Here is a 19,705-nt window from a genome sequence, read left to right as displayed (position 1 = left end):
CTTACCCCTCGATCACACCCTCTTCCGCGCGAAGGCGGCGGGCCTGGAAAGCGAAGCGGGCGGCCTTGCCGACGTCGTTCTGGAACGATGAGTTGACGATCCCGCCAACCACCGATCCGACCAGCGGCACGACCATGCCGATGCGGCTGCGGACGGAGGCAAAGGCGAGGGCGCGGCTGATGCGCTCGACCACCTGGTCGACGATAGGCGTGATGTGCTCGTGGTCGGCGTGGACCAGCTGGCCTTCCCCGCCGATGCCCTGTTCGAGATCGGCGATGCGGGCCTTGCGCTGCTCCGGATCGTTCAGCGCCGCGAGCTCGAGGATCTGAAGGCGGAACAGCTTCTCGGCCTCGCCTTCGCCTTCGAAACCATAGGCACGGCCCGTGTCGCGGATGACGCGCAGGGCGATCGCAATGGTCGCCGGGATATCTGCGCTCATCGACAAGGCGCCGCCCAGGCCCGCCGCCGCGCCGGTCGTCGCGCTGACGCTGCGTGCCGCGCGGGTGACCTTCTCGGCAGCACGATGGGCCGCGTCCATATCCTTGGGATCGTGATCGAAGCGGACCAGCTGTGGCGCATCGACGGCCCGGTCGAGGCCGTTCAGGATCATCTCGACCGCGCGCTTCGGTACCATATCTGCGAGAGTCTTGCCCAAGGGGTGGGTCAGGCGTTCGATGCCCCTGCCGAGGCGCGACGGCTTGCTCTGGAGAAAATTCCGCTGCTCGCGTTGAATGTCCATACAGGGGCAATGGCCGACAGGCTGGCGCGTTCCAGTTCTCCTAGGGTTAGGCGGGGTTACCGTCGCACCGCCGATTTCCGGACGCGTTTGCGCCAGATCAAGGAAATAGCCTTGCACTCGGAATAACGTTGTCAGGCAAGTACGGCACTGGGGGCATGTCTGTTGCGGAACAATCGAGAAGGAGACGCATCATGAAATCCATCCTGTTTAACGCCACCGGCGACGACGGCTTTTCGAAGCGCCTCGACGCGGTGCTCGACATTGCGCGCGCGTTCGATGCGCATCTAACCCTATTGCACGCGATACCTTACGAGGCCGCGGGCGCAGTCGATCCCTATGGCGCCGCCTTCGCTGCGATGGTGCCGGTCTGGCGCGAGCAGGCAGCCGCGTTGAAGGAAGCGACGCAGAAGGACATGGCCAACGAAGGCGTCGCGTGGGACTGGGTCGATGCCGCCGGGCCGACGGCCCTCGCGCTGCTACACGCGTCTTCGCTCAACGATCTCGTCGTGGTCGGCGCGCAAGAGCCCCGCTCCAATTCGAAAGGCGCGTCGTTCACTGCCGGGGAGCTGGCGGTGACCGCCGATTGTCCGGTGCTGGTGCTCCCGGCGGATTGCCAGCGCTTCGAAGTGGGCGCACCGGTACTGGTCGCCTGGGACGGGTCGGCGGAAGCGAGCCACGCGCTGAAAGCAGCGGTGCCCTTCCTGCGCCAGGCGAGCCACGTCTATCTGGCAACCGCAACGGAGAAGGCGCGCAAGGGAGGCGCCGGCAACTTGCCGGACCTGCCGCCGCTTGCCGGAGCGGACTACCTCTCGCGCCACGGCATCGCTTGCGAGATGGTCGAGATCGGCGAGGACGAGGACGGTGTCGACGCCGCGCTGCGCAAGGCCGGAGAAGCGCGCAAGGTTGGGCTGATCGTGATGGGCGCCTATGGCCGCACCCGACTTGCCGAGCGGATTTTCGGCGGAACGACCCGCGCCATGCTGGGCGATGTGACGGTGCCGCTGCTGCTCACGCACTGAGCGCGGACGGTCAGCTTAGCCCTTCGCAGGCTTGCGCTTGCCCTTGAAAGGTTTGCCACCGCCCGTCTTGCCCTTCTTGAAGGGAGGCTTGCCGCCGGGGCGCTTGCCCGGACCGCCATGATCCCGCTTGCCCATCGGGCGGGCATGGACCTTCGCTCCGCCGTGCGTGCGGTTCTGGCGCGCCTCCACGCGGGGGCCCTCCGGCGATTCAACGATGGCGATGCCATCCTGCTCGTCGTCGGGCGAGGCGGTGCGCGCCACGGCGTCGGCGAACTTGGCAGCGACGGCGCGCGGCACCTGGAACCAGCTTTCGTGCTGGCCGATGCGGATCGCGCCGATTTCGTTGCGGGTGATGTGCCCGCGGCGGCAGATCAGCGGGAGGATCCAGCGCGGTTCGGCATTGTGGCGGCGGCCGATGTCCATCTTGAACCACACCACATCCTCGAAGCCGGGACGGTGCTTTTCGGCCTTCGCCTTCTCGCGCGCTTCGGGCGTGTTGGCGAGCAGCTCTTCGGGCGCAGGCAGATCCGAGCGGTGGGCATGGACAAGCGCGGCGGCAATGTCCTCCGGGCTCATCCGGCTCATGATGTCGGCGGCAATCTCGCGGTCGTCGTCTTCGAATTCGCGCGGCTCGGTGATCGCCTCGATCAGGCGCGTGCGGTCCTTCTTGCGGATCGCCTGCGGAGTCGGCGCGTCCATCCATTGCGCGTCGATCCCGGCACCGCGCAGCATGCCTTCGACCCGGCGGCGACGGTTGTAAGGCACTACGATGGCCGCGGTCCCCTTGCGCCCGGCGCGCCCCGTCCGGCCCGAACGGTGCTGTAGCGTTTCGGCATCGCGCGGGATTTCGACATGGATGACGAGGGAGAGGCTCGGCAGGTCGATCCCGCGCGCCGCAACGTCGGTCGCGACGCACACCCGAGCGCGGCCGTCTCGCAGGGCCTGCAGCGCACTGTTGCGCTCGCTCTGCGAATGCTCGCCGGACAGCGCCACGACGCCGAAGCCGCGATTCTGAAGGGTCGCATGGAGCCGCCGCACGCTTTCACGCGTGGCGCAGAAAGCGATGGCCGTCTCGGCCTCGTGGAAGCGCAGCAGGTTCACCACCGCATTCTCGATTTCCGACGGGCCGACGGTGATCGCCTGATAGGCAATGTCGCCATGCCCGCGATCCTCGCCCACGAGGGAGAGGCGCAGCGCATCGCGCTGGTACCGCTCGGCCAGCCGCTCGATCTGGCGCGGCATGGTGGCGGAGAACAGCAGCGTGCGCCGCGCGTCGGGCGTCGCGTCGAGGATCTCTTCCAGGTCCTCGCGAAAGCCCATGTCGAGCATCTCGTCCGCCTCGTCGAGGACCACTCCGATCAGGCCGGAAAGGTCCAGCGCCCCGCGCTCGATATGGTCGCGCAGGCGCCCGGGTGTGCCGACGACGATCGCTGGGCCACCGCGCAGATTGCGGCGTTCCTTGCTCGCATCCATCCCGCCGACACAGGTCGCGATGCGCAGGCCCGCGCCGCCATAGAGCCAGCCGAGCTCGCGGCTGACCTGTAGCGCCAGCTCGCGCGTGGGCGCGATTACGAGGGCGAGGGGCTTTTCGGCGAGCGGCGTACCGCCTAGCTCGGCCAGCAGCTCGTCTGCCAGCGCGAGGCCGAAGGCGACCGTCTTGCCGCTGCCGGTTTGCGCCGACACGATGAGGTCACGGCCCTTGGCCTCGGGTTCGATGACGGCAGCCTGGACGGAAGTGGGCGCATCATAGCCGCGTGCGGCGAGCGCATCGCCGATCACCGGCGGAAGGGTTTCGAAGGACATGGAATCTCGTGTGTTGTCCGGCGCTGCGGTGCATGGGGCACGGCTCTGGGCGCGCGGGTAGTGCGGGCCCTATAGCGCAAAGCGCAGCGTTTGGCTCGTGGTTTTTTGTGCAAGTGCGAAGGCTTGCTTCAACTGTTGACAAAGCCCTTGGACTCAAACAGTTCCCGCCGGAACAGGGGGGCAGCCTAATCGACAGGCGCGCACAATTGCTGGATGCCATGTCGGGGGTTGCCAGGGGCGACCGGCCCGCGCTGCATACCGTCTACGAAATGACGTCCGCCAAGCTGTTCGCGACGATCGTGCGGATCGTGCGGGAGCGGGAGCGGGCCGAAGACCTTCTGCAGGACGTTTACGTCAAGGTCTGGAAACGCGCCGCCCGCTTCGACCCGGGCAAGGGCAGCCCCATCACGTGGCTTTGCACGATTGCTCGCAACACGGCGCTCAACGATCTGCGCCGGACTGCCCGCGGCGAGGAACTGGCGGGCGACACGCTGCCAGAGGTCGAGGACGACGACATCAAGCCCGCCGACGAATGGCTTTGCGACATGGAAGACAATCGCGCGCTGGCGCGATGTCTCGAGGAATTGCAAGGCGACCATCGCCGGTCCATCAAGCTGGCGTTCTTCGAAGGCTATTCGCATTCCGAGCTCGCCGAGAAGGTCAACGTACCGCTTGGCACGATGAAGAGCTGGATCAGGCGCGGGCTTGCCGGACTGAAAGGGTGCCTCGGTGGCTGACGATCCCGCCATCCTGGAAGACGATCCCTTCGTCCGTGCAGGCGAATATGCTCTCGGCGTGCTCGAAGGAGACGAGCGCAGCGCGGCGCAGCGCTCCATGCTGAGCGACGCATCCTTTGCCGATGCCGTGGCGTGGTGGGAACGCCGACTGGGTGCGATGGGTGAGGCCGCCGGTCGGATGCTGCCGTCGCCGTCCGTCTGGGCCGGGATTGAAGCTCGGCTGGATGCGGATACGCCGGCGGATGTTGCGACTATGCCGGAGCCGTCGCGCGGACCTTCCGCTTGGAGCATCGCGACGGCGATTGCGGGGCTGGGTGCGGCGGCTGCCGCGCTAGTGCTGTTCCTTTCCACGCCCGAAACGGTTGAAACGCTGCCGCCCGATGTCGCACTCGCGCCCAGCGAGCAGTTCGTCGCGCAATTGCAGGACGAGGAGGCCGGCCGCAGGCTTGCAGGTGTGATCGATCCGCAGAACCGGCGCCTCTCGCTATCCATCGACGGCTTTACGGCGGGCGAGGGTCAGGCCCCCGAACTCTGGGTCATTCCGGAGGGCGGCGCACCGGTCTCGCTCGGGTCCATCCCGCAGAGTGGCAATTTCGCGCGCGATCTCTCGGCACGCGAGGCCGAGCTGCTGGTTGCAGGTTCGACGCTTGCGGTCACGTTCGAAGAGGACACGGGCGTTCCGCACGACGCTCCGACACCGCCGATCCTCATCGCCGGCGCGCTCGACAGGGTCTGACGCTGCATTTTCTTTGTTTAAGAAACAACCACTTACCGTTTATCTGAAAGTTTTGTTCATCCACGGTGCATCCGATCGGGCACCGTCCGGGTAGCTGCGCGCGCTGTCCCGGTCGGGACGGCAGCCGAGACCCGCAGGTCTTCGCGCAGCCCGGATGGTGATCGCCGTCCACTGTGGGAGGGGATGACCCGCGCAGATCGGCTTTCTGGTCCGAATAGGAAGAAAGCATATGATCAAGACAACCAACACCCGCCTGGCAGCCGCGCTGCTCGCCGGCACTGCCATGTTCGCTATGGCGACGTCCGCGCAGGCCGACGGCACGCCCGAATGCAACGACGCGAACACCAACTCGACCGAGTGCGGCACCGATGCGACCATGACCGGCGACGGCGGCGTCGCCGTCGGTACCGGCGCGATTGCTGACGGCACCGATGCCGTTGCTGTCGGCAGCGACGACGAGGGTACCGCGCCCGCCACGGCTCGCGGCCCGTCCACCACGGCGATCGGCGGCGAAGCTTTTGCCGAAGGTCCGGGTGCCAGCGCCATCGGTTGGCGTTCGGCAGCGACCGGCGAGCGCGCCACCGCGGTCGGTCACCTTGCCACCGCGCAGGGCGAGCGTTCGACCGCAGTCGGCGAGAATGCCGACGCGCAGTCCGATTTCAGCACCGCAATCGGCAATGAATCGATCGCCAACGGCATCGATGCGCTGGCAGTCGGCGACAGCGCGATGGCGATGGGCAACTCGACCTCGGCCGTCGGCGGCGAGAGCGTTGCCACCGGCCCGGGCGCGAGCGCTTTCGGCTGGCGCGCCGAAGCCACCGCAGAGCGCGCCACCGCGCTGGGCCACCTTGCCATGGCACAGGGCGAACGGTCTACTGCCATCGGCGAAAATGCCGACGCGCAGACCGATTTCAGCACCGCAATCGGCAATGAATCGATCGCCAACGGCATCGATGCGCTGGCAGTGGGCGATACCGCCATGGCGATGGGCAACTCCACGACTGCTGTCGGCGGCGAGAGCGTCGCGACCGGTCCGGGGGCCTCGGCCTATGGCTGGCAGGCCCGCGCCAATGCGGAACGCTCAACCGCGCTGGGTCACCTCGCCACGTCCGACGGCTTCGCTTCGGTGGCCGTGGGTGAAGCGGCAGCGGCCCAGGGTCGCGGCGGCATCGCTATCGGCGGCAATACCGACGGCGGCGCATTCGGCGCACTGGCGACCGACGATGCCGGCATCGCCCTCGGCGGCGACGCGGAAGCCCGCGGCGTCGGAGCGATTTCCATCGGTAGCGACGGCGACGGCGACGGCGACGGTTCGGTAGCCGACGGTGTCGACGCACTCGCGCTGGGTGCCGATGCAATGGCGACGGGTAACTCGACCTCGGCCATCGGCGGCGAAAGTGTTGCTACCGGTCCGGGCGCTAGCGCTTTCGGCTGGCAGTCGGTTGCCGGCGCAGAGCGTGCCACCGCGCTGGGCCACCTCGCCAATGCATCGGGCGTCCGCTCGGTCGCGGTCGGCGAAGCAGCCGCAGCCAGCGGCGACGGTGCGATCGCGATGGGCAACGAGGCCGTCGCCTCGGGTGCGAACTCGGTCGCCATCGGCAATGGTGCGACTGCCACGAACGATGGCCAGGTGGTCGTCGCCTCGCTCGGCGCGAGCAGCGGCTCGCAGATCGGCCCGATCGCCTTCGTCACGGCGGATGCCAACGGCACACTCGGCGTCAGCAGCTCCAACGGCTTGAGCAATCTTGCCAGCTTCAGCGACGTGCAGGCCAACTCGGCGGCGATCATGACCAACTCCATGCTGATCGCCAACAACACCGGCGCCATCGCGGCCAACTCGGCAGCGATCTCGGACCTCCAGAACCAGACGAGCGTCCTGTTCGACCTGGCGGACGAGAACAACGTCCAGGCGCGCCGCGCCAATGAAGGCGTCGCGCTGGCACTGGCCATGGAATCGCCGATCATCATGCCGAGCAAGACCTTCGGCGTGGCCGGCGGCTTCGGCTACTTCAACGAGCGCGTCGCAGGCTCGGCCAGCTTCGGCTACCGCATCAGCGACAGCACGGTGTTCACCGGCGGCGTCGGCGTAGGCTTCGACTCCGGCGAGGTAGGCGCCCGGGCCGGCTTCCAGGCTTCCTGGTAAGCAGAAGGTCCGGTCCGCAAGTTTCCCCCTGCGGACCAGGCAGGGAGGGGCGGGGCGCAGATGCGCTCCGCCTCTTTTTTGTGCGTGAGATAGACCAAGCGTTGGGCGCTCAGACGGAAAATTCGGTGACCGCACTCAAAGGTTCGAGACCTGCTGCTCCAGCGTGGGTCGTATGGTAGAAAGCGATCTGGTCCACCAGTGCATCGACATCCGTGCCATCCTGCCCCTGGAAAACCGTTTCCCAGACGTTGGCGAGGGTGATCTTCGCACCCTTGTTGAACATCAGCGTAAGATCCAGAGTGCCGTCGTTGTCGTAATCCTCTAGCCACCAGGATTTGAGGCCCAGATCGTCGCGGTCGTGGATCATGTCTTCATGGATGTCGAAATCGGTGACGAAGTCGTGGCCTCCGGCCTTCTCGACCACGAAGATATCCGACCCTTCGCCGCCGGTCAGAATGTCGTTGCCGTGACCGCCCTCCAGCCAGTCGTCGCCGCCGTAGCCGATCAGCGTGTCGGTGCCGTTGCCGCCATAGAGAAAATCGTCGCCTTCGCTGCCATGCAGCACGTCGTTCCCGTTGCCGCCATACAGCGTCACGCCATCGACCGCGCCAGCGACAGTGATCGTTACCCGAGCAGTGTGGGTCGCGCCGTTTGCGTCCACCACGGTATAGGTGAAAGTGTCGAGCAGGCTTTCGCCCTGCGCGAGTCCGTCGATCGCCCCGCCGCGGGCGAAATAGCGCAGGCTTTGCGTCTCGGGATCGAATTCTACCGTGCCGGTCGTCCCATCGGTATCGACCGACAGGATCCGCAATTCGCCACCGTCCGGGTCCGCATCGTTGCCGAGAAGATGCGCTGCAAGGTCGATTGCGACTTCGCCCTCGACGACGGAGAGGCTGTCATTCACTGCAACCGGTGCCTCGTTGGCATCGAGTACCGAGACCGTGAAATTGCCCGATGTGCTCAGGCCTGCGGTGTCGGTCACGCGGCCTTCCAGGCGGTATTCCGCCAACTCCTCGAAATCGAGCGGCGCGGTGGTGGTGATCACGCCGGAGGCAGCATCGATGGCGAAGAACCCCCCGGCATCGTCGAGCAATTCGTAAGTGAGCCGATCGCCGAGCGTGTCGTCGGCCACGAGCCGTCCGACCACCGTACCAGCGGCTGCGTTCTCTACCACGCTATTGCCGGCAAGACGCAGGTTTTCCGGCGCATTCGGAATATAGAAACGCGTAACTTGCGGATCGTTGGCCGAATTGCGGCCCAGACCGGCGAATTCCGAATTGAGATGGACGATATCGTACTCGGCGCGGGAGAGCAGCCCACCGCTCAGCAGCGTGTGGTGCAATTGCTGCGTATTGCCATCGACGATGGAGGTATAACGGTCGCCCGCGTCGAGCCAGTTCGTAAGATTGGTCAGCAGCCCGTCATCCGTCAGCTGCCGCTGTGCTGCTTCCCACGTATAACCACCGAAACTACCAGTGAGCATGACGTTGGCGTCCGGATCGGCCGCCAGCATCGCTTCGATATATTCGTCTACCGAGGCAATCTGGTTGGTCCGCATGATCGTGCCCGCGTGATACGGGTCCTGCACCGCGCCCCACAGCGGATCGCTGCCATATCGCGTGGTGAAGTGGACGTTGATCGTGGTCACTTCCTCGCCATTGAAGCTCCAGGTCGCGACCAGCGGGCTACGGGTGCCTTCGAAGATGGCGTGGTCGATGACCTGCAGGCTCCCTTCGACCAACTCCACGCGGTCGGGACGGTAGAGATAGCCGTTGCGGACGTTGCCGTTTTCCTGCCCGGCGGTCGAATTGATCTCGTCCGGCGCGATCTCGACATAGACGTATCGCACGCCGGTTTGCTGGAAGATCGCTTCGATCAGGCGGTCGGCGGTATCATGGCCCGACAGATCGGCTCCGGTGCCTTGGCCATCGGCATCCTGCACGCGCTGGACGGCGATGACATCGGGGGACTGCAGCCGGTTTACGATGTCGTTGGCGACCGAAGCGAAGCGTGCATCGTAGGGGTCGAGGTTCGACAGATCGTAGGTCGCGACGGTCAGGTGATTGGCATCGCCCCTGAAATCTGCGGTTTCGCGAGTGAGGGTGGCATCACGCGTAACAACGGCGCGCTCGGTCGCAACCAGCTCGTAGTGATTGTAGCCATAGCCGAGGATGCCGGTGACGCTTGCCAGCTGATCTCCCACAGTAAGGTAAGGCTGGTCGTAGAGCCGGTCGTCGAGCTGGATCTGTTCGGGATTCCAGTCGCCTTCGCCGATGGCAAGTCCGCCGCGAATGGTCATGCCGGTCGCGCCGACGCCATGCGAAGCGACGAGATAGGTCTCGCCATAGCTGTTGGTGTTGGAAATCGCCTGCGGCGTTTCCAGCGTCACGCGCATGCCTTCGAGCGATTCCCAGAAATCCAGGCCGTCGGTCTCCGGATCGTAGGACCCGAGCGAGTCGTCCTCGATAACCGAGGTCGGCGGGAGAATGCCGTTGGCACCGATCAGGATTGCCTCGGGAAGAGCGTTGCCGTGGCTGTGCACATTGACCGTCTGTGCGGTAATCTCCGTTATGGTCAGGCCCGCTCCGCGCGCCTGCTCACCCACGACACCGGTGACCGTGATCGCATCGCCGACGGCGACGCCGGCGACAGAATGGCGAACGAAGATTGCGTCCGAGGTGGCACTGTCGCCATCGCCCACGGCCGATTGAAGCCAGAAGCCGCCGCGGTCGATGGCGGTGATGATGCCCTGGGTCAAAACCGTCGCGCCGACATGAGCGGATACGTGGCCTGCGCCCTGGATCTCGTAAATTTCCAAGGAGGGAAGTGTCGGCACCTGAAGGCTGGCAGACTGTTTGGCGAGCAGCGTGGCGGCCGCGATCAGGTCATAGCCACCCCATGTAGTGGGGGCGTCGGGCTCGACCGGCGAGGTGCGATAGGCCGAAGTGGTGCGCTCGAGATAGGTAAAACGCGAAGCTACGATTTCCGACATGGACGGGGCCCGGATAGTTGATCAGGCTTGCCGCTCTACGACGCAAAGGTAAACGAAGGACTACGCAAAAACCGCAGAATCAAGGGATTTCGCGGTTTGATCGTTAAGATTTCAGGCGCGAGTGTGGTTAATTTTTCATACCTGCACGTGGGCGCCGATTTGCTCGGTTTTCCTACATCCTCGCCCGGTGCTATCCCCGCGCCGCTCTTTCCCATCCTCGGCACGCCTTTCGCGCACCCTGAGGTTTTTCCGCCCTGGACTGTGTATCATGCGGTCCATGTTTGGGTACTCGCCCTCGGGCAGCCCAACAACTGTCCTACATGGGGATCAGGCGTCCTTCTTGACGCGTTCTTGTCTGTCCTACCGCTTCGCTACTTGCGGACCCGCTTCCGCATCATCCCCTCCTGCGCGACGCTGGCGACCAGTTCGCCGGCGCGGTTGAAGATGCGGCCGCGGTTGTAGCCGCGGCCCGATCCGCTCCACGGGGCGTCGGTGGCGTAGAGGAGCCATTCGTCGGCGCGGGCTGGGCGGTGGAACCAGATCGCGTGGTCGAGGCTGGCGCCGACCAGCTCGCCGCGCATCCAGCTCAGACCATGGGGCAGGGCGCTGGTGCCGAGCAGCGTGTAGTCGCTGGCATAGGCGATCACCGCGCGGTGCAGCGCGGCATCGTCGGGCAGGGGCGCGACCGTGCGGAACCAGCTATGCGCGCGCGGCGGGCGCGGTTCGCTGTTCATCCAGTGCAGCTTGTCGTTGGTGCGCATGTCGATCGGGCGGGGGCGCAGGACGAACTTGCGCTGGTCCTCGCTCATGCGGTCGCCCATCCGCTCCACCATGGCGCGGCGCTGTTCCATGTCGGGCTTGAGCTCTTCCGGCGGCAGCACGTCGGGCATGGTCGTGTCGTCGTGAGAGAGGCCGTCCTCGGACCGCTGGAAGCTGGCGGTCAGGTTGAGGATCGGCTTGCCGTCCTGCGTAGCGACCACGCGGCGGTTGGCGAAGCTGCGCCCATCGAAGTCGCGCGCGGTGGCATAGGCGATGTCGACGCCCTCCTTGCCGCCGCGCAGGAAGTAGGCGTGGAGCGAATGGGCCTCGAGACCCTCCGGCGCGGTGGCTTGGGCGGCCTGCAGCGCCTGGGCGATGACCTGGCCGCCGAACACGCGGCCGACGCCGCCGGGCTGCTGCGGGGCGCTGAACGCGTCCTCGCCATCGCGGGTGACGGTGAGCAGGCGGACGAGGCCTGCGACGAGTTGCTCGGGGGTCTGGGTGTCGCTCACCCGAGCGGCTTTGCGGGGACCTTACGCTCGCGTCAAGCGGCGGATGATGCGCCAGCCGGTCGACTTGGCGCGGTTGGCGGCGGGCCAGCGGCCGGGCGCGCGGGGGGAGAGGCCGATGCGGCGCAAAGCGGCGTTGAAGCAGCGCGCCTCGGCCTCGGCATAGCTCCAGCCGCTGCGCCAGGTGATGGAGAGGGAGATCGAGCTTTCGGGCCCGTTGCGGACGAAGTGCGGCGCCATGACGGGAACGTAGACCGCCTCGCCCGGGCGGATGGTGAAGGGGGTGCCGCCGACCAGCAGGTCGTCGGACCACGGCAGCTCGCGCGCGCCGCCGCGGTGATAGCTCTCGTGACAGGTGTCGGGCGCAAAGCGGGGGGTGCCGGCGGGAAACTGGGTCATGGTCTTGGAGCCGGTCAGCTGGAGCAGAATGTTGTGCTCCGGATCGTAGTGATAGGGGGTGACGGCGTCGGGGCTGGAGATGAAGACGAAGGCCTGCGGGGTGAGCATGGGGCCGGTCGTCGCCTCGATGGCGGGGCGCAGCTCTTCGAGCAGGGACAGCAGCAGGTCGCGGTATTCGGGGACCTGCTCGATGTTCTTGAGCACCGCCCAGCTGTCGCTGGTGGCGATGTGGCGGATGGTCTCCTCGATCGTGAGGCCGTTGCTGCCCGGCTTGCCGTCGACGCCGACGGGGAGGTTGCCGGGGTTGTACTCGATGCTGCCGTCGGGGAGCTGGCCGGCAAGGAGGGCCAGCGCGTCGAGGGTCAGCCGCTCGTCGAGCTGGAGGCGGTGGGAGAGGGTGTGCGGGGTCTCGGGATAGTTGGCGGCGAAGGTCGCCAGCGTATCCTCGGGGAAGACCTGCACAGTGCGGTCTAGCGCGAGATCGGGGTCGTGGACCGTCATCGGCGCTGCTCCATCCGCCAAGCCTCGATACGTGCCCAGAGCTTGCCCAGTTGCCGTGGCCAGCCGCTGCCGGCCTCGACGGTAATTGAAACCATCTCGCGCTTGTCGCGCCAGATCCGTTCGATCATCGGATGGCCCTCCGCAGCGCAGCTGTCGCACCAGGCGAGGTCCGGATCGTCCAGCAGGGCCAGGTTCTCGACCTGGAGCTGCATGCCTGGCGAATACCGCGCGTACTCTTCGTCGAACGCGGTCTTGAAAGAGAAGCTGCCGGGGTGTGCGAGGAAAGTGGCAAGCATTGCAATCGGTTTGCCGTCGAGTGTCAGCGATAGGCGCTCGAGCCGCCCCAGCTCCGCAGCACGGGTTAGCGCCTGAATGAACAGCGCGGTCGTGTGGGTGTCCGAGGCCAGCGACGAACCGCTTTCGCCTTTCCAGCCTTTGGTTTCGAGCAACAGAAAGTCCTCGATCCAGCGCTGCAGTCCTTCCTGCGCTCGCGACCGTACGGTTTCGACAGTGCCGAGCTCTTCGAGGCGCCTTCGCTGGCGACGGAGCTCTTTGCGGACTTTCGGTGCCATGGCTTGTGCCAGATGGGTTTCAGGCATGCTCCCGCGATTGAGAACAGCCCGACTTTCCCGGTGCACGATCTGCATTTGGCGATGCTGCGAAAGGCTGACTTTCTCAAGTGCGCGAGTGACCGCGCAGTCGGCAGGCAGGTACGAGAAATGCGCGAACCACGAGGAGCCGGCTTGCTGGTCGCAGGTTGCCAGATAGGCGGTCCAGAAGGCCTCCTCATAGCTCGCTTCGACGAGCGGAACGCCGCAGAACATATTGGCGTGTAGCCAGTTTGCACAATGTGGCAGCCGACGACCGTGGTAGTCGCTTCTCGAGGTGCACGGCATCACCGCGCGAGTCTGACCGCCCTCGACCAGTAGGGCGAGCGAAACCTCTCCCTCCCGATCGAAGACGGTGAGCGATGGCACCAAAAAGCCCGCTTCGAAGAACGCGTTCGGAACCAATGCATGGTCGGCGAGCCGCCTCCAGGATGCCTGAAGCCCCTCCAGATCCACCTTTCGCCAATCGAGCAGATGAAACCCATCGGGAAGACCGCACGATGCGGCTCTCGGCATCGCGCCGAGCTTGCTCGCCTGTGCGAGGCCGCCCCTGTGCATCGTTTTCGCCTCCCTCGACACGCATGCGACCGCTTGTCGATGACCGGTCCATATCAGGGGAGGGGTTAAGATGCAGCTTGCGAACTCGGAGCGTACCGCAACGGGGCAAACTCGCTGTTGAATATGAAAGCCCCGCCCGGATCGCTCCGGACGGGGCACATATGATCGCTTGTCTTCAGGATTAGTCGAAGCTGACGAGTGCCGGCGCGCTGTCCCCGTCGGAGGGGATGTACGCCGGATTGTACTTCTCCAGCCAGGCGTAGGCTTCCTCGATCCACTGGATGTGCACGTCGTCATAGGGGAGGTTATGGGTCCCCTGTTCCTGCACAACGTAGCGGAAATCCCGGCCTTCGACCTTCCCCGACTTCTTCAGATTGTCGACCAGGGTGTCGGACTGTTCCATCGGGATACGCGCGTCGCGCTTTGCCGCCACGATCAGGATCGGAGCCCAGGGGCCATCGGTATTGCGTGCGGACGAAATGCCCTCAGGATCCTCGGACGTTGCTTGGAAGCCACTGTTGAAGCGGCCAAGGTTCCGCGCGTCCCACTTGTTCATCAGCGGCATGTCGTAGACGCCGGCTCCGGCGATCGCGCATTTCCAGACGTTCGGATCGCGCTGAGCACCGCGAGCGGCCGCGTAGCCGCCATAGGACCAGCCCATGATGCAGGCCCGGTTCGGATCGATCACGCCCTTCTCGCCATAGGCAGTGAGGATGTCGTTGAGATCGTCCTGCATGCGCTTACCGTAGCCGCCCGGCTCACGGCCCATTTCCTCGAAAGCGCGGCCATAGCCGCCCGAACCGCGATAGTTCGGCTGAATGACGACATAACCCTGTTCCGCAAGCGGCTGGTTCCACGGCTCCGCACTGTTGGTGGCCGACTGGACGCCGAATGGTCCGCCATGCGGCATGACCACGACGGGCAGGTTCTTTTCGCCCATGCGATGGCGCGGATAGGTCACGATCGCCTGGATCCGGGTGCCGTCGCTGGCGGTATACCACTCCGCCTTGACTGGATTGAGCGGCGCGTCCTTGAGCGCGGTCCGCGTCCAGTTCAACAGTCGCAGCGAACCCGACTGCGTGTCGTAGAGATAGTAGCCGCCTTGGCGCCGCATTCCGCCGCCGTATACGATGACCTTGCTGAAATCGTCCGTGTAATCGACGATTACCGCCTCGTCCTGGCCAAAGACCTCTTCCAGCCCGCCCTTGATCGCTTTCAAGGTCGGATCGGTGAAGACACGGCGCATGGTGCCATCGAAGGTGTAGTATCCGACGACCTTGGTGTTGTCCTGATTGGTAATGATGCCCTGCAGGTCGTAGCCTTCGACTTCGAAAATCGGCTCGCCAAGCTGCATGGTGTTCATGTTCATGCGGTAGAGCTTGTCGTAACCATCCTCGCGGCTGATCACATACGCGTCGTCCGTCCCGGGAATGAACATGCGCGGGCTAGGCAGCGTACCGGTGAAGCTGGCGTCCGCCTCGTTGTAAACGGTTTTGAAGTTCGCGTCGTTTTCCGAACGGTAGAGCATGCGCACCTTGCCGTTCTTGCTATCGCTGTTGAAGCCGGCGCGGACCATGCCATTGCCATCGGCCACCCAGCCCCTGACGACCGGGTTGGTGCGCTGGACGGTTTTGTAGCTGCCATCGGACACATCGACTTCGACGACTTCGGGGATGCCCCAGCGCTCCGTGCTGGTGGCCACGCTGTCGCGCTGGAGCAGATAGGTACCGTCATCGTGATTGATGTTCAGTATCTGGCCTGCATCGAAGCCGGCATCGCGCCAGGCTTGCTGCACCATTTCACCGCTATTGATATCGTAGGCGACCAGGCGGCGGAAATCGGCCAATTGACCGTTCATGTTTTCACGGCTGATGACCGTCATGACGACGTGATCGTTGCCGACCCAGCGGAAGCTCGTCATCGTCCGCTCGCCAGCCTCGCGCGCTTCTTCGGAGGCGAGGATCAGCTTCGGCGGGGTGCCGAGGTTCTCCAGGTCGAGAAGCACGAGGACTTCACGACCGCCCTGTCCGGTACGATAGGCCAGATGGCGGCCGTCGGGCGAAATGCGCGTGCCACTCATATTGGCCTGCTTGACGAACTCGGCGACCGGAATGCGGCCGTCGACGAGTTCGGGTACCTGCGGAGCCGCTTCCTGAGCGGCGGCCTGCGGTGCGACCGCGATGGAAGTGGTGGCGAGCGCGAGCGCTACGGCGCTCGACGCGCGCAGAGCGAGCTTGGCAATAATCATGATGCAGTCCTGCGTCCCTAAGTGAGTCCCAAGGACAGAGATCCTGAGCAAACCCCTCGCTCGATCGTGAAATGATCGCCCCTGTCCACTATCTATAATGCAATTCGGCGGCTGAACTTCAAGTGAAAACCCCGCCCGGATCGCTCCGGACGGGGTCTTTTCCCACGAGGATTGAAGGTGATTAGCTTGCCGCGAGCGCTGCCAGCAGCAGCAAAGCGACGATGTTGGTGATCTTGATCATCGGGTTCACGGCCGGACCCGCGGTGTCCTTGTAAGGATCGCCCACGGTATCGCCGGTCACGGCAGCCTTGTGGGCTTCGGAGCCTTTGCCGCCGTGATTGCCGTCTTCGATGTACTTCTTCGCATTGTCCCATGCGCCGCCACCGGCGGTCATGGACAACGCCACGAAAATACCGCCGATGATCACGCCGAGGAGCAGGGCCCCGACCGCGGCAAAGGCGTTTTCCTGGCCGGCCAGGAACAGGATCGCGAAATAGACCACGATTGGTGCCAGCAGGGGCAGCATCGACGGCAGGATCATTTCCTTGATCGCGGCCTTTGTCACGAGGTCCACCGTACGGGCATAGTTCGGCTTGCTGGTGCCGGCCATGATGCCCTTGTCGTTGGCGAACTGCTCACGCACGTCGACCACCACGTCACCGGCTGCGCGGCCAACGGCGGTCATGCCCATCGCCCCGAACAGGTAGGGCAGCAGCGCGCCGAGCAGCAGGCCGACGATGACGTAAGGGTTCTCAAGACTGAAATCGACGTCCGCATCGGGGAACAGTTTCGCCAAGTCGGTCGTGTAGGCGGCAAACAGCACCAGCGCGCCGAGGCCCGCCGAACCGATCGCGTAACCCTTGGTCACGGCCTTGGTGGTGTTCCCGACCGCGTCGAGCATGTCGGTTTTCTCGCGAACGCTGTCGTCGAGACCGGCCATTTCGGCGATGCCGCCTGCATTGTCCGTCACCGGGCCATAGGCGTCGAGCGCCACGACCATGCCCGCCAATGCCAGCATGGCGGTAGCCGCATAGGCAATGCCCATCAGGCCTGCGAGTTGGAAGGTGGCGATGATCCCAGCTACGATCACGAGCGTGGGCAGGGCAGTCGACTCAAGGCTGATCGCAAGGCCCTGGATCACGTTGGTGCCGTGGCCCGTTTCCGAACTCTTGGCGATCGAGCGTACCGGGCGGTAGTTGGTGCCGGTATAATACTCGGTGATCCAGATGATGAGGCCGGTGATGGCCAGGCCGATGACCGAGCACCAGAACAGGTCCCAGCCGCTGAAGCCGACGACCTGTTCGGCCGTGCCTTCTTCCGCCAGCGGTGCACCGGGATCGATCCCCGCTGCCGCGCCGCCGATCTCCGTACCCATGCCGCCCAACGCGAAGCTGATGACGACCCAGATCAGCGGGATCGCCAGCACGGCGGAAACGATGAAGCCCTTGTACATCGCGCCCATGACATTCGTGCCGCCCTTGGAGAGCTTGACGAAATAGGTGCCGATGATGCTCGTCACGATGCAGGCCCCGCCGATCAGCAGCGGCAGCGCCATCATCGGCAGCAGCAGGTCTCCCAGCACATCGCTGAACAGCAGCGCGGTCAGCACCATGGTGACCCCTACGGTGACGACGTAGGTTTCGAAAAGGTCGGCGGCCATGCCTGCGCAGTCGCCGACATTGTCGCCCACATTGTCTGCGATAACGGCGGGGTTGCGCGGATCGTCTTCGGGAATGCCCGCCTCGACCTTGCCGACGAGATCGGCACCGACGTCGGCGGCCTTGGTGAAGATACCGCCACCGAGTCGAGCAAAGATCGAGATCAGCGAGGCGCCGAAAGCGAGGCCGACGAGGCCGTAGACCACTTCGTCGCTATCGGCGGCAAAGCCTGCCGGCCCGACGAGATACCAGAAGAAAACCGCGATCGAGAGCAGGGCGAGGCCTGCCACGAGCATGCCGGTAATCGCACCTGCACGAAACGCCAGCGTCAGCCCCTGCTGCAAGCCGCTTTGCGCGGCTGCTGCGGTGCGGACATTGGAGCGCACCGAGATATTCATCCCGATAAAGCCGGCAACGCCCGACAGCACCGCACCGATGATGAAGCCGATCGCCGGCATCAGGCCGAGGAACACGAACACCAGCACGGCGACGACCACGCCGACCATGCCGATGGTTGTGTACTGGCGCTTCAGATAGGCTTGCGCACCCTCCTGGATGGCGCCGGCGATTTCCTGCATTTTTTCATTGCCGGCACCCGAACTGAGCACCTGGCGGCTGGTAACGAAGCCGTAAATGACGGCAAGCAGTCCCAACCCGATCGATATGAGAACTAGGTCCACGGAAAATTCCCCCTCCCGATTGTTTATGTCTTGCGACGCCCGTCGTTTGGAAAGCGGGCGGTTGTAGGCAGAGGTATACGGGCCATGTCTTGCGTGACAAGGTCGAAAAGCGCAGCAATCCGCGCCTGTCGATTACTGGTCGCGCAAGTCTTTAATGTTGGTAGCCGAGCGGCCGATTTGGATCGGGCGGTGAACCGTCGAGCAGGAGGAGTGTCGAACCCTTGTCCAGAACCGACCCGATACGCGTGGCGGCGATGGGCAATGCGGTTTCGGAAGATGCGGTGAAGAGCAGTTGATAGTCGTCGCCCCAGCGTATGCAGTCTTCGAAGCGAGCATTGTCCGCGACCGGGATGCGAGCGCTATCCAAGGCAAACGTCGTACCGCTGGCGCGCGCCATCCGCTCGGCGTCCAGTAGCAAGCCGTCGCTCACGTCCATCATGGCGCCCACATGCGGGGCGAGGGCGATACCTTCCTCGAGCAATGGCTTCGGGCGGAGATAGGCGTGTTCGAACCCTCCAAAGCCTTCGAACCCGAGCAAAGCTTTCCCGAGTGCGCCCGTAATGAAAATTGCATCGTCTGGCTTGGCACCGCGCCTGTCGGGTACTGGGCAGTGGGTGCCATCGCCGATTGCAGTGCAGCCCCACACACGTCTTCCCGTACCTCCAACGGTATCGCCGCCGAGGAGGGGGACGTCGTAATGTGCAAGGACTTCGCTCAGTCCCAGAATGAAGCGATCGTCGCCCTCGCCGAGCATGTGCGATACGAGCACACCCAAGGGGCGCGCGCCCTTTGCGGCAAGATCCGAGAGATTTACCGCAATGAGCTTCCACGCGATATCGGCCGGATCGTCGGTATCGCGCACATGGACGCCTTCGACAATCGTGTCATGTGTGACGACAAGCGTTTGCTTGCCGAACTCGATGACTGCAGCATCGTCATCCAGACCGCGAGCTTCGGGCGCTTTCGCCAATGCGCGAAGCGAGGCGATGAATGTGTTTTCCGCAGACATTCTAATCGAAAATCAGCGCTTGGCGTTCGCTAAAAGTGCTCGCCAGGGCGAGGTCAACGGAGTCTTCTCAACTCGTCGATAGCGGGACTTGCTACGTCCCGCTCGTTGGATTCACTTGCCAGGCGCAACCAACTGCGAGCCATGGTTACGTCCTCCTTCACTCCGATCCCGCGAGCATAAGCGGTGCCGAGAAGCAGCATCGAGCGGTGGTCGCCACGATTTGCTGCTTTGGTGAACCAGTCGATCGCAGCGGCAGGCGAATATGCTACGCCTTTGCCATTGGCGGACAGCCAGCCAAGCTCGCGCATCGCCCACGTGTCGCCAGTTTCTGCCAGCGAGCGCAGTGAAGGAATGGCAATGTCGAAATCGCCTTGCCTCAACCATGCTTTGATATTGTGTCGCAGCGACGAGCCCGAGGAGTAACGCTCTGTGGCATTACCCGGCCGAATATTCGAGATGGTCGAGGTATCATTCGACGAATGCGTATTTCCCCAACCGGCGTTCGACAGAAAGGCAACGCTGGATGCTGCAAGGATTGCGACTGCTTTCAACATCGGGTCACCTCGTTAATGCGATCCAAGCAATGGGACCATGGAACGGAATTGAA

General features: G+C 64.5%; 14 protein-coding genes. 4 read left to right on the top strand and 10 right to left on the bottom strand.

The annotated features are described in order from the left end of the window. Nucleotide 1: 1 nt before the first annotated feature. Entirely contained in the window at nt 2-739 is a 738-nt protein-coding gene (locus tag ACSH0F_RS10620; RefSeq protein WP_435202585.1) for an EcsC family protein, read from the bottom strand. 191 nt (nt 740-930) lie between these two features. Here ACSH0F_RS10620 and ACSH0F_RS10615 point away from each other — a divergent pair, with 191 nt between their 5' ends. Continuing rightward, nucleotides 931-1,758 carry a universal stress protein gene (locus ACSH0F_RS10615; RefSeq protein WP_435202583.1) on the top strand — a complete coding sequence of 276 codons (828 nt, stop codon included), beginning with the start codon at nt 931-933 and terminating at the stop codon, nt 1,756-1,758. 15 nt (nt 1,759-1,773) lie between these two features. Here the strand turns inward: ACSH0F_RS10615 and ACSH0F_RS10610 are convergent, their stop codons facing one another. Continuing rightward, nucleotides 1,774-3,561 carry a DEAD/DEAH box helicase gene (locus ACSH0F_RS10610; protein ID WP_435202581.1) on the bottom strand — a complete coding sequence of 596 codons (1,788 nt, stop codon included), beginning with the start codon at nt 3,559-3,561 and terminating at the stop codon, nt 1,774-1,776. Between the two features lie 218 nt (nt 3,562-3,779). Between ACSH0F_RS10610 and ACSH0F_RS10605 the strand changes: the two genes are divergently transcribed. The 3 genes from ACSH0F_RS10605 to ACSH0F_RS10595 all read left to right on the top strand — a co-directional run bounded on the left by ACSH0F_RS10605 (nt 3,780) and on the right by ACSH0F_RS10595 (nt 7,177). Continuing rightward, nucleotides 3,780-4,298: a sigma-70 family RNA polymerase sigma factor gene (locus ACSH0F_RS10605; RefSeq protein WP_435202579.1), complete on the top strand. Its 519-nt coding sequence runs from the start codon at nt 3,780-3,782 to the stop codon at nt 4,296-4,298. Further along, nucleotides 4,291-5,034, top strand: a complete 744-nt coding sequence (locus ACSH0F_RS10600; protein WP_435202577.1) for an anti-sigma factor — start codon at nt 4,291-4,293, stop codon at nt 5,032-5,034. The genes ACSH0F_RS10605 and ACSH0F_RS10600 overlap by 8 nt, the downstream gene beginning before the upstream one ends. 229 nt (nt 5,035-5,263) lie before the next feature. Beyond that, nucleotides 5,264-7,177 carry a hypothetical protein gene (locus ACSH0F_RS10595; protein WP_435202575.1) on the top strand — a complete coding sequence of 638 codons (1,914 nt, stop codon included), beginning with the start codon at nt 5,264-5,266 and terminating at the stop codon, nt 7,175-7,177. Between the two features lie 109 nt (nt 7,178-7,286). Here ACSH0F_RS10595 and ACSH0F_RS10590 read toward each other — a convergent pair whose 3' ends face one another. The 8 genes from ACSH0F_RS10590 to ACSH0F_RS10555 form a co-directional block, all read right to left on the bottom strand. Further along, a complete protein-coding gene (locus ACSH0F_RS10590; protein ID WP_435202573.1) occupies nt 7,287-10,169 on the bottom strand; it encodes an Ig-like domain-containing protein in 2,883 nt (960 codons plus the stop codon). Between the two features lie 371 nt (nt 10,170-10,540). Beyond that, a complete protein-coding gene (locus ACSH0F_RS10585) occupies nt 10,541-11,440 on the bottom strand; it encodes an acyl-CoA thioesterase (protein ID WP_435202571.1) in 900 nt (299 codons plus the stop codon). Between the two features lie 21 nt (nt 11,441-11,461). Beyond that, entirely contained in the window at nt 11,462-12,337 is an 876-nt protein-coding gene (locus ACSH0F_RS10580) for a transcriptional regulator (protein ID WP_435202569.1), read from the bottom strand. Then, a complete protein-coding gene (locus tag ACSH0F_RS10575) occupies nt 12,334-13,662 on the bottom strand; it encodes a GNAT family N-acetyltransferase (RefSeq protein WP_435202567.1) in 1,329 nt (442 codons plus the stop codon). The genes ACSH0F_RS10580 and ACSH0F_RS10575 overlap by 4 nt, the downstream gene beginning before the upstream one ends. 22 nt (nt 13,663-13,684) lie before the next feature. Next, complete coding sequence (locus ACSH0F_RS10570; protein WP_435202565.1) at nt 13,685-15,751, bottom strand: alpha/beta hydrolase family protein; 2,067 nt, start codon at nt 15,749-15,751, stop codon at nt 13,685-13,687. Between the two features lie 181 nt (nt 15,752-15,932). Next, a complete protein-coding gene (locus ACSH0F_RS10565) occupies nt 15,933-18,089 on the bottom strand; it encodes a sodium-translocating pyrophosphatase (RefSeq protein WP_435202563.1) in 2,157 nt (718 codons plus the stop codon). Nucleotides 18,090-18,240: 151 nt separating this feature from the next. Continuing rightward, the gene (gene thiL / locus ACSH0F_RS10560; RefSeq protein ID WP_435202561.1) at nt 18,241-19,098 is read right to left on the bottom strand and encodes a thiamine-phosphate kinase; all 858 of its coding nucleotides are present in this window, start codon (nt 19,096-19,098) and stop codon (nt 18,241-18,243) included. A gap of 53 nt (nt 19,099-19,151) precedes the next feature. Next, the gene (locus ACSH0F_RS10555) at nt 19,152-19,652 is read right to left on the bottom strand and encodes a tetratricopeptide repeat protein (protein WP_435202559.1); all 501 of its coding nucleotides are present in this window, start codon (nt 19,650-19,652) and stop codon (nt 19,152-19,154) included. Nucleotides 19,653-19,705: the final 53 nt, after the last annotated feature.

The sequence above is a fragment of the Qipengyuania sp. 902 genome (assembly GCF_051195295.1).
GTDB lineage: Bacteria > Pseudomonadota > Alphaproteobacteria > Sphingomonadales > Sphingomonadaceae > Qipengyuania.
This window is presented reverse-complemented; position numbering and strand designations above follow the sequence as displayed.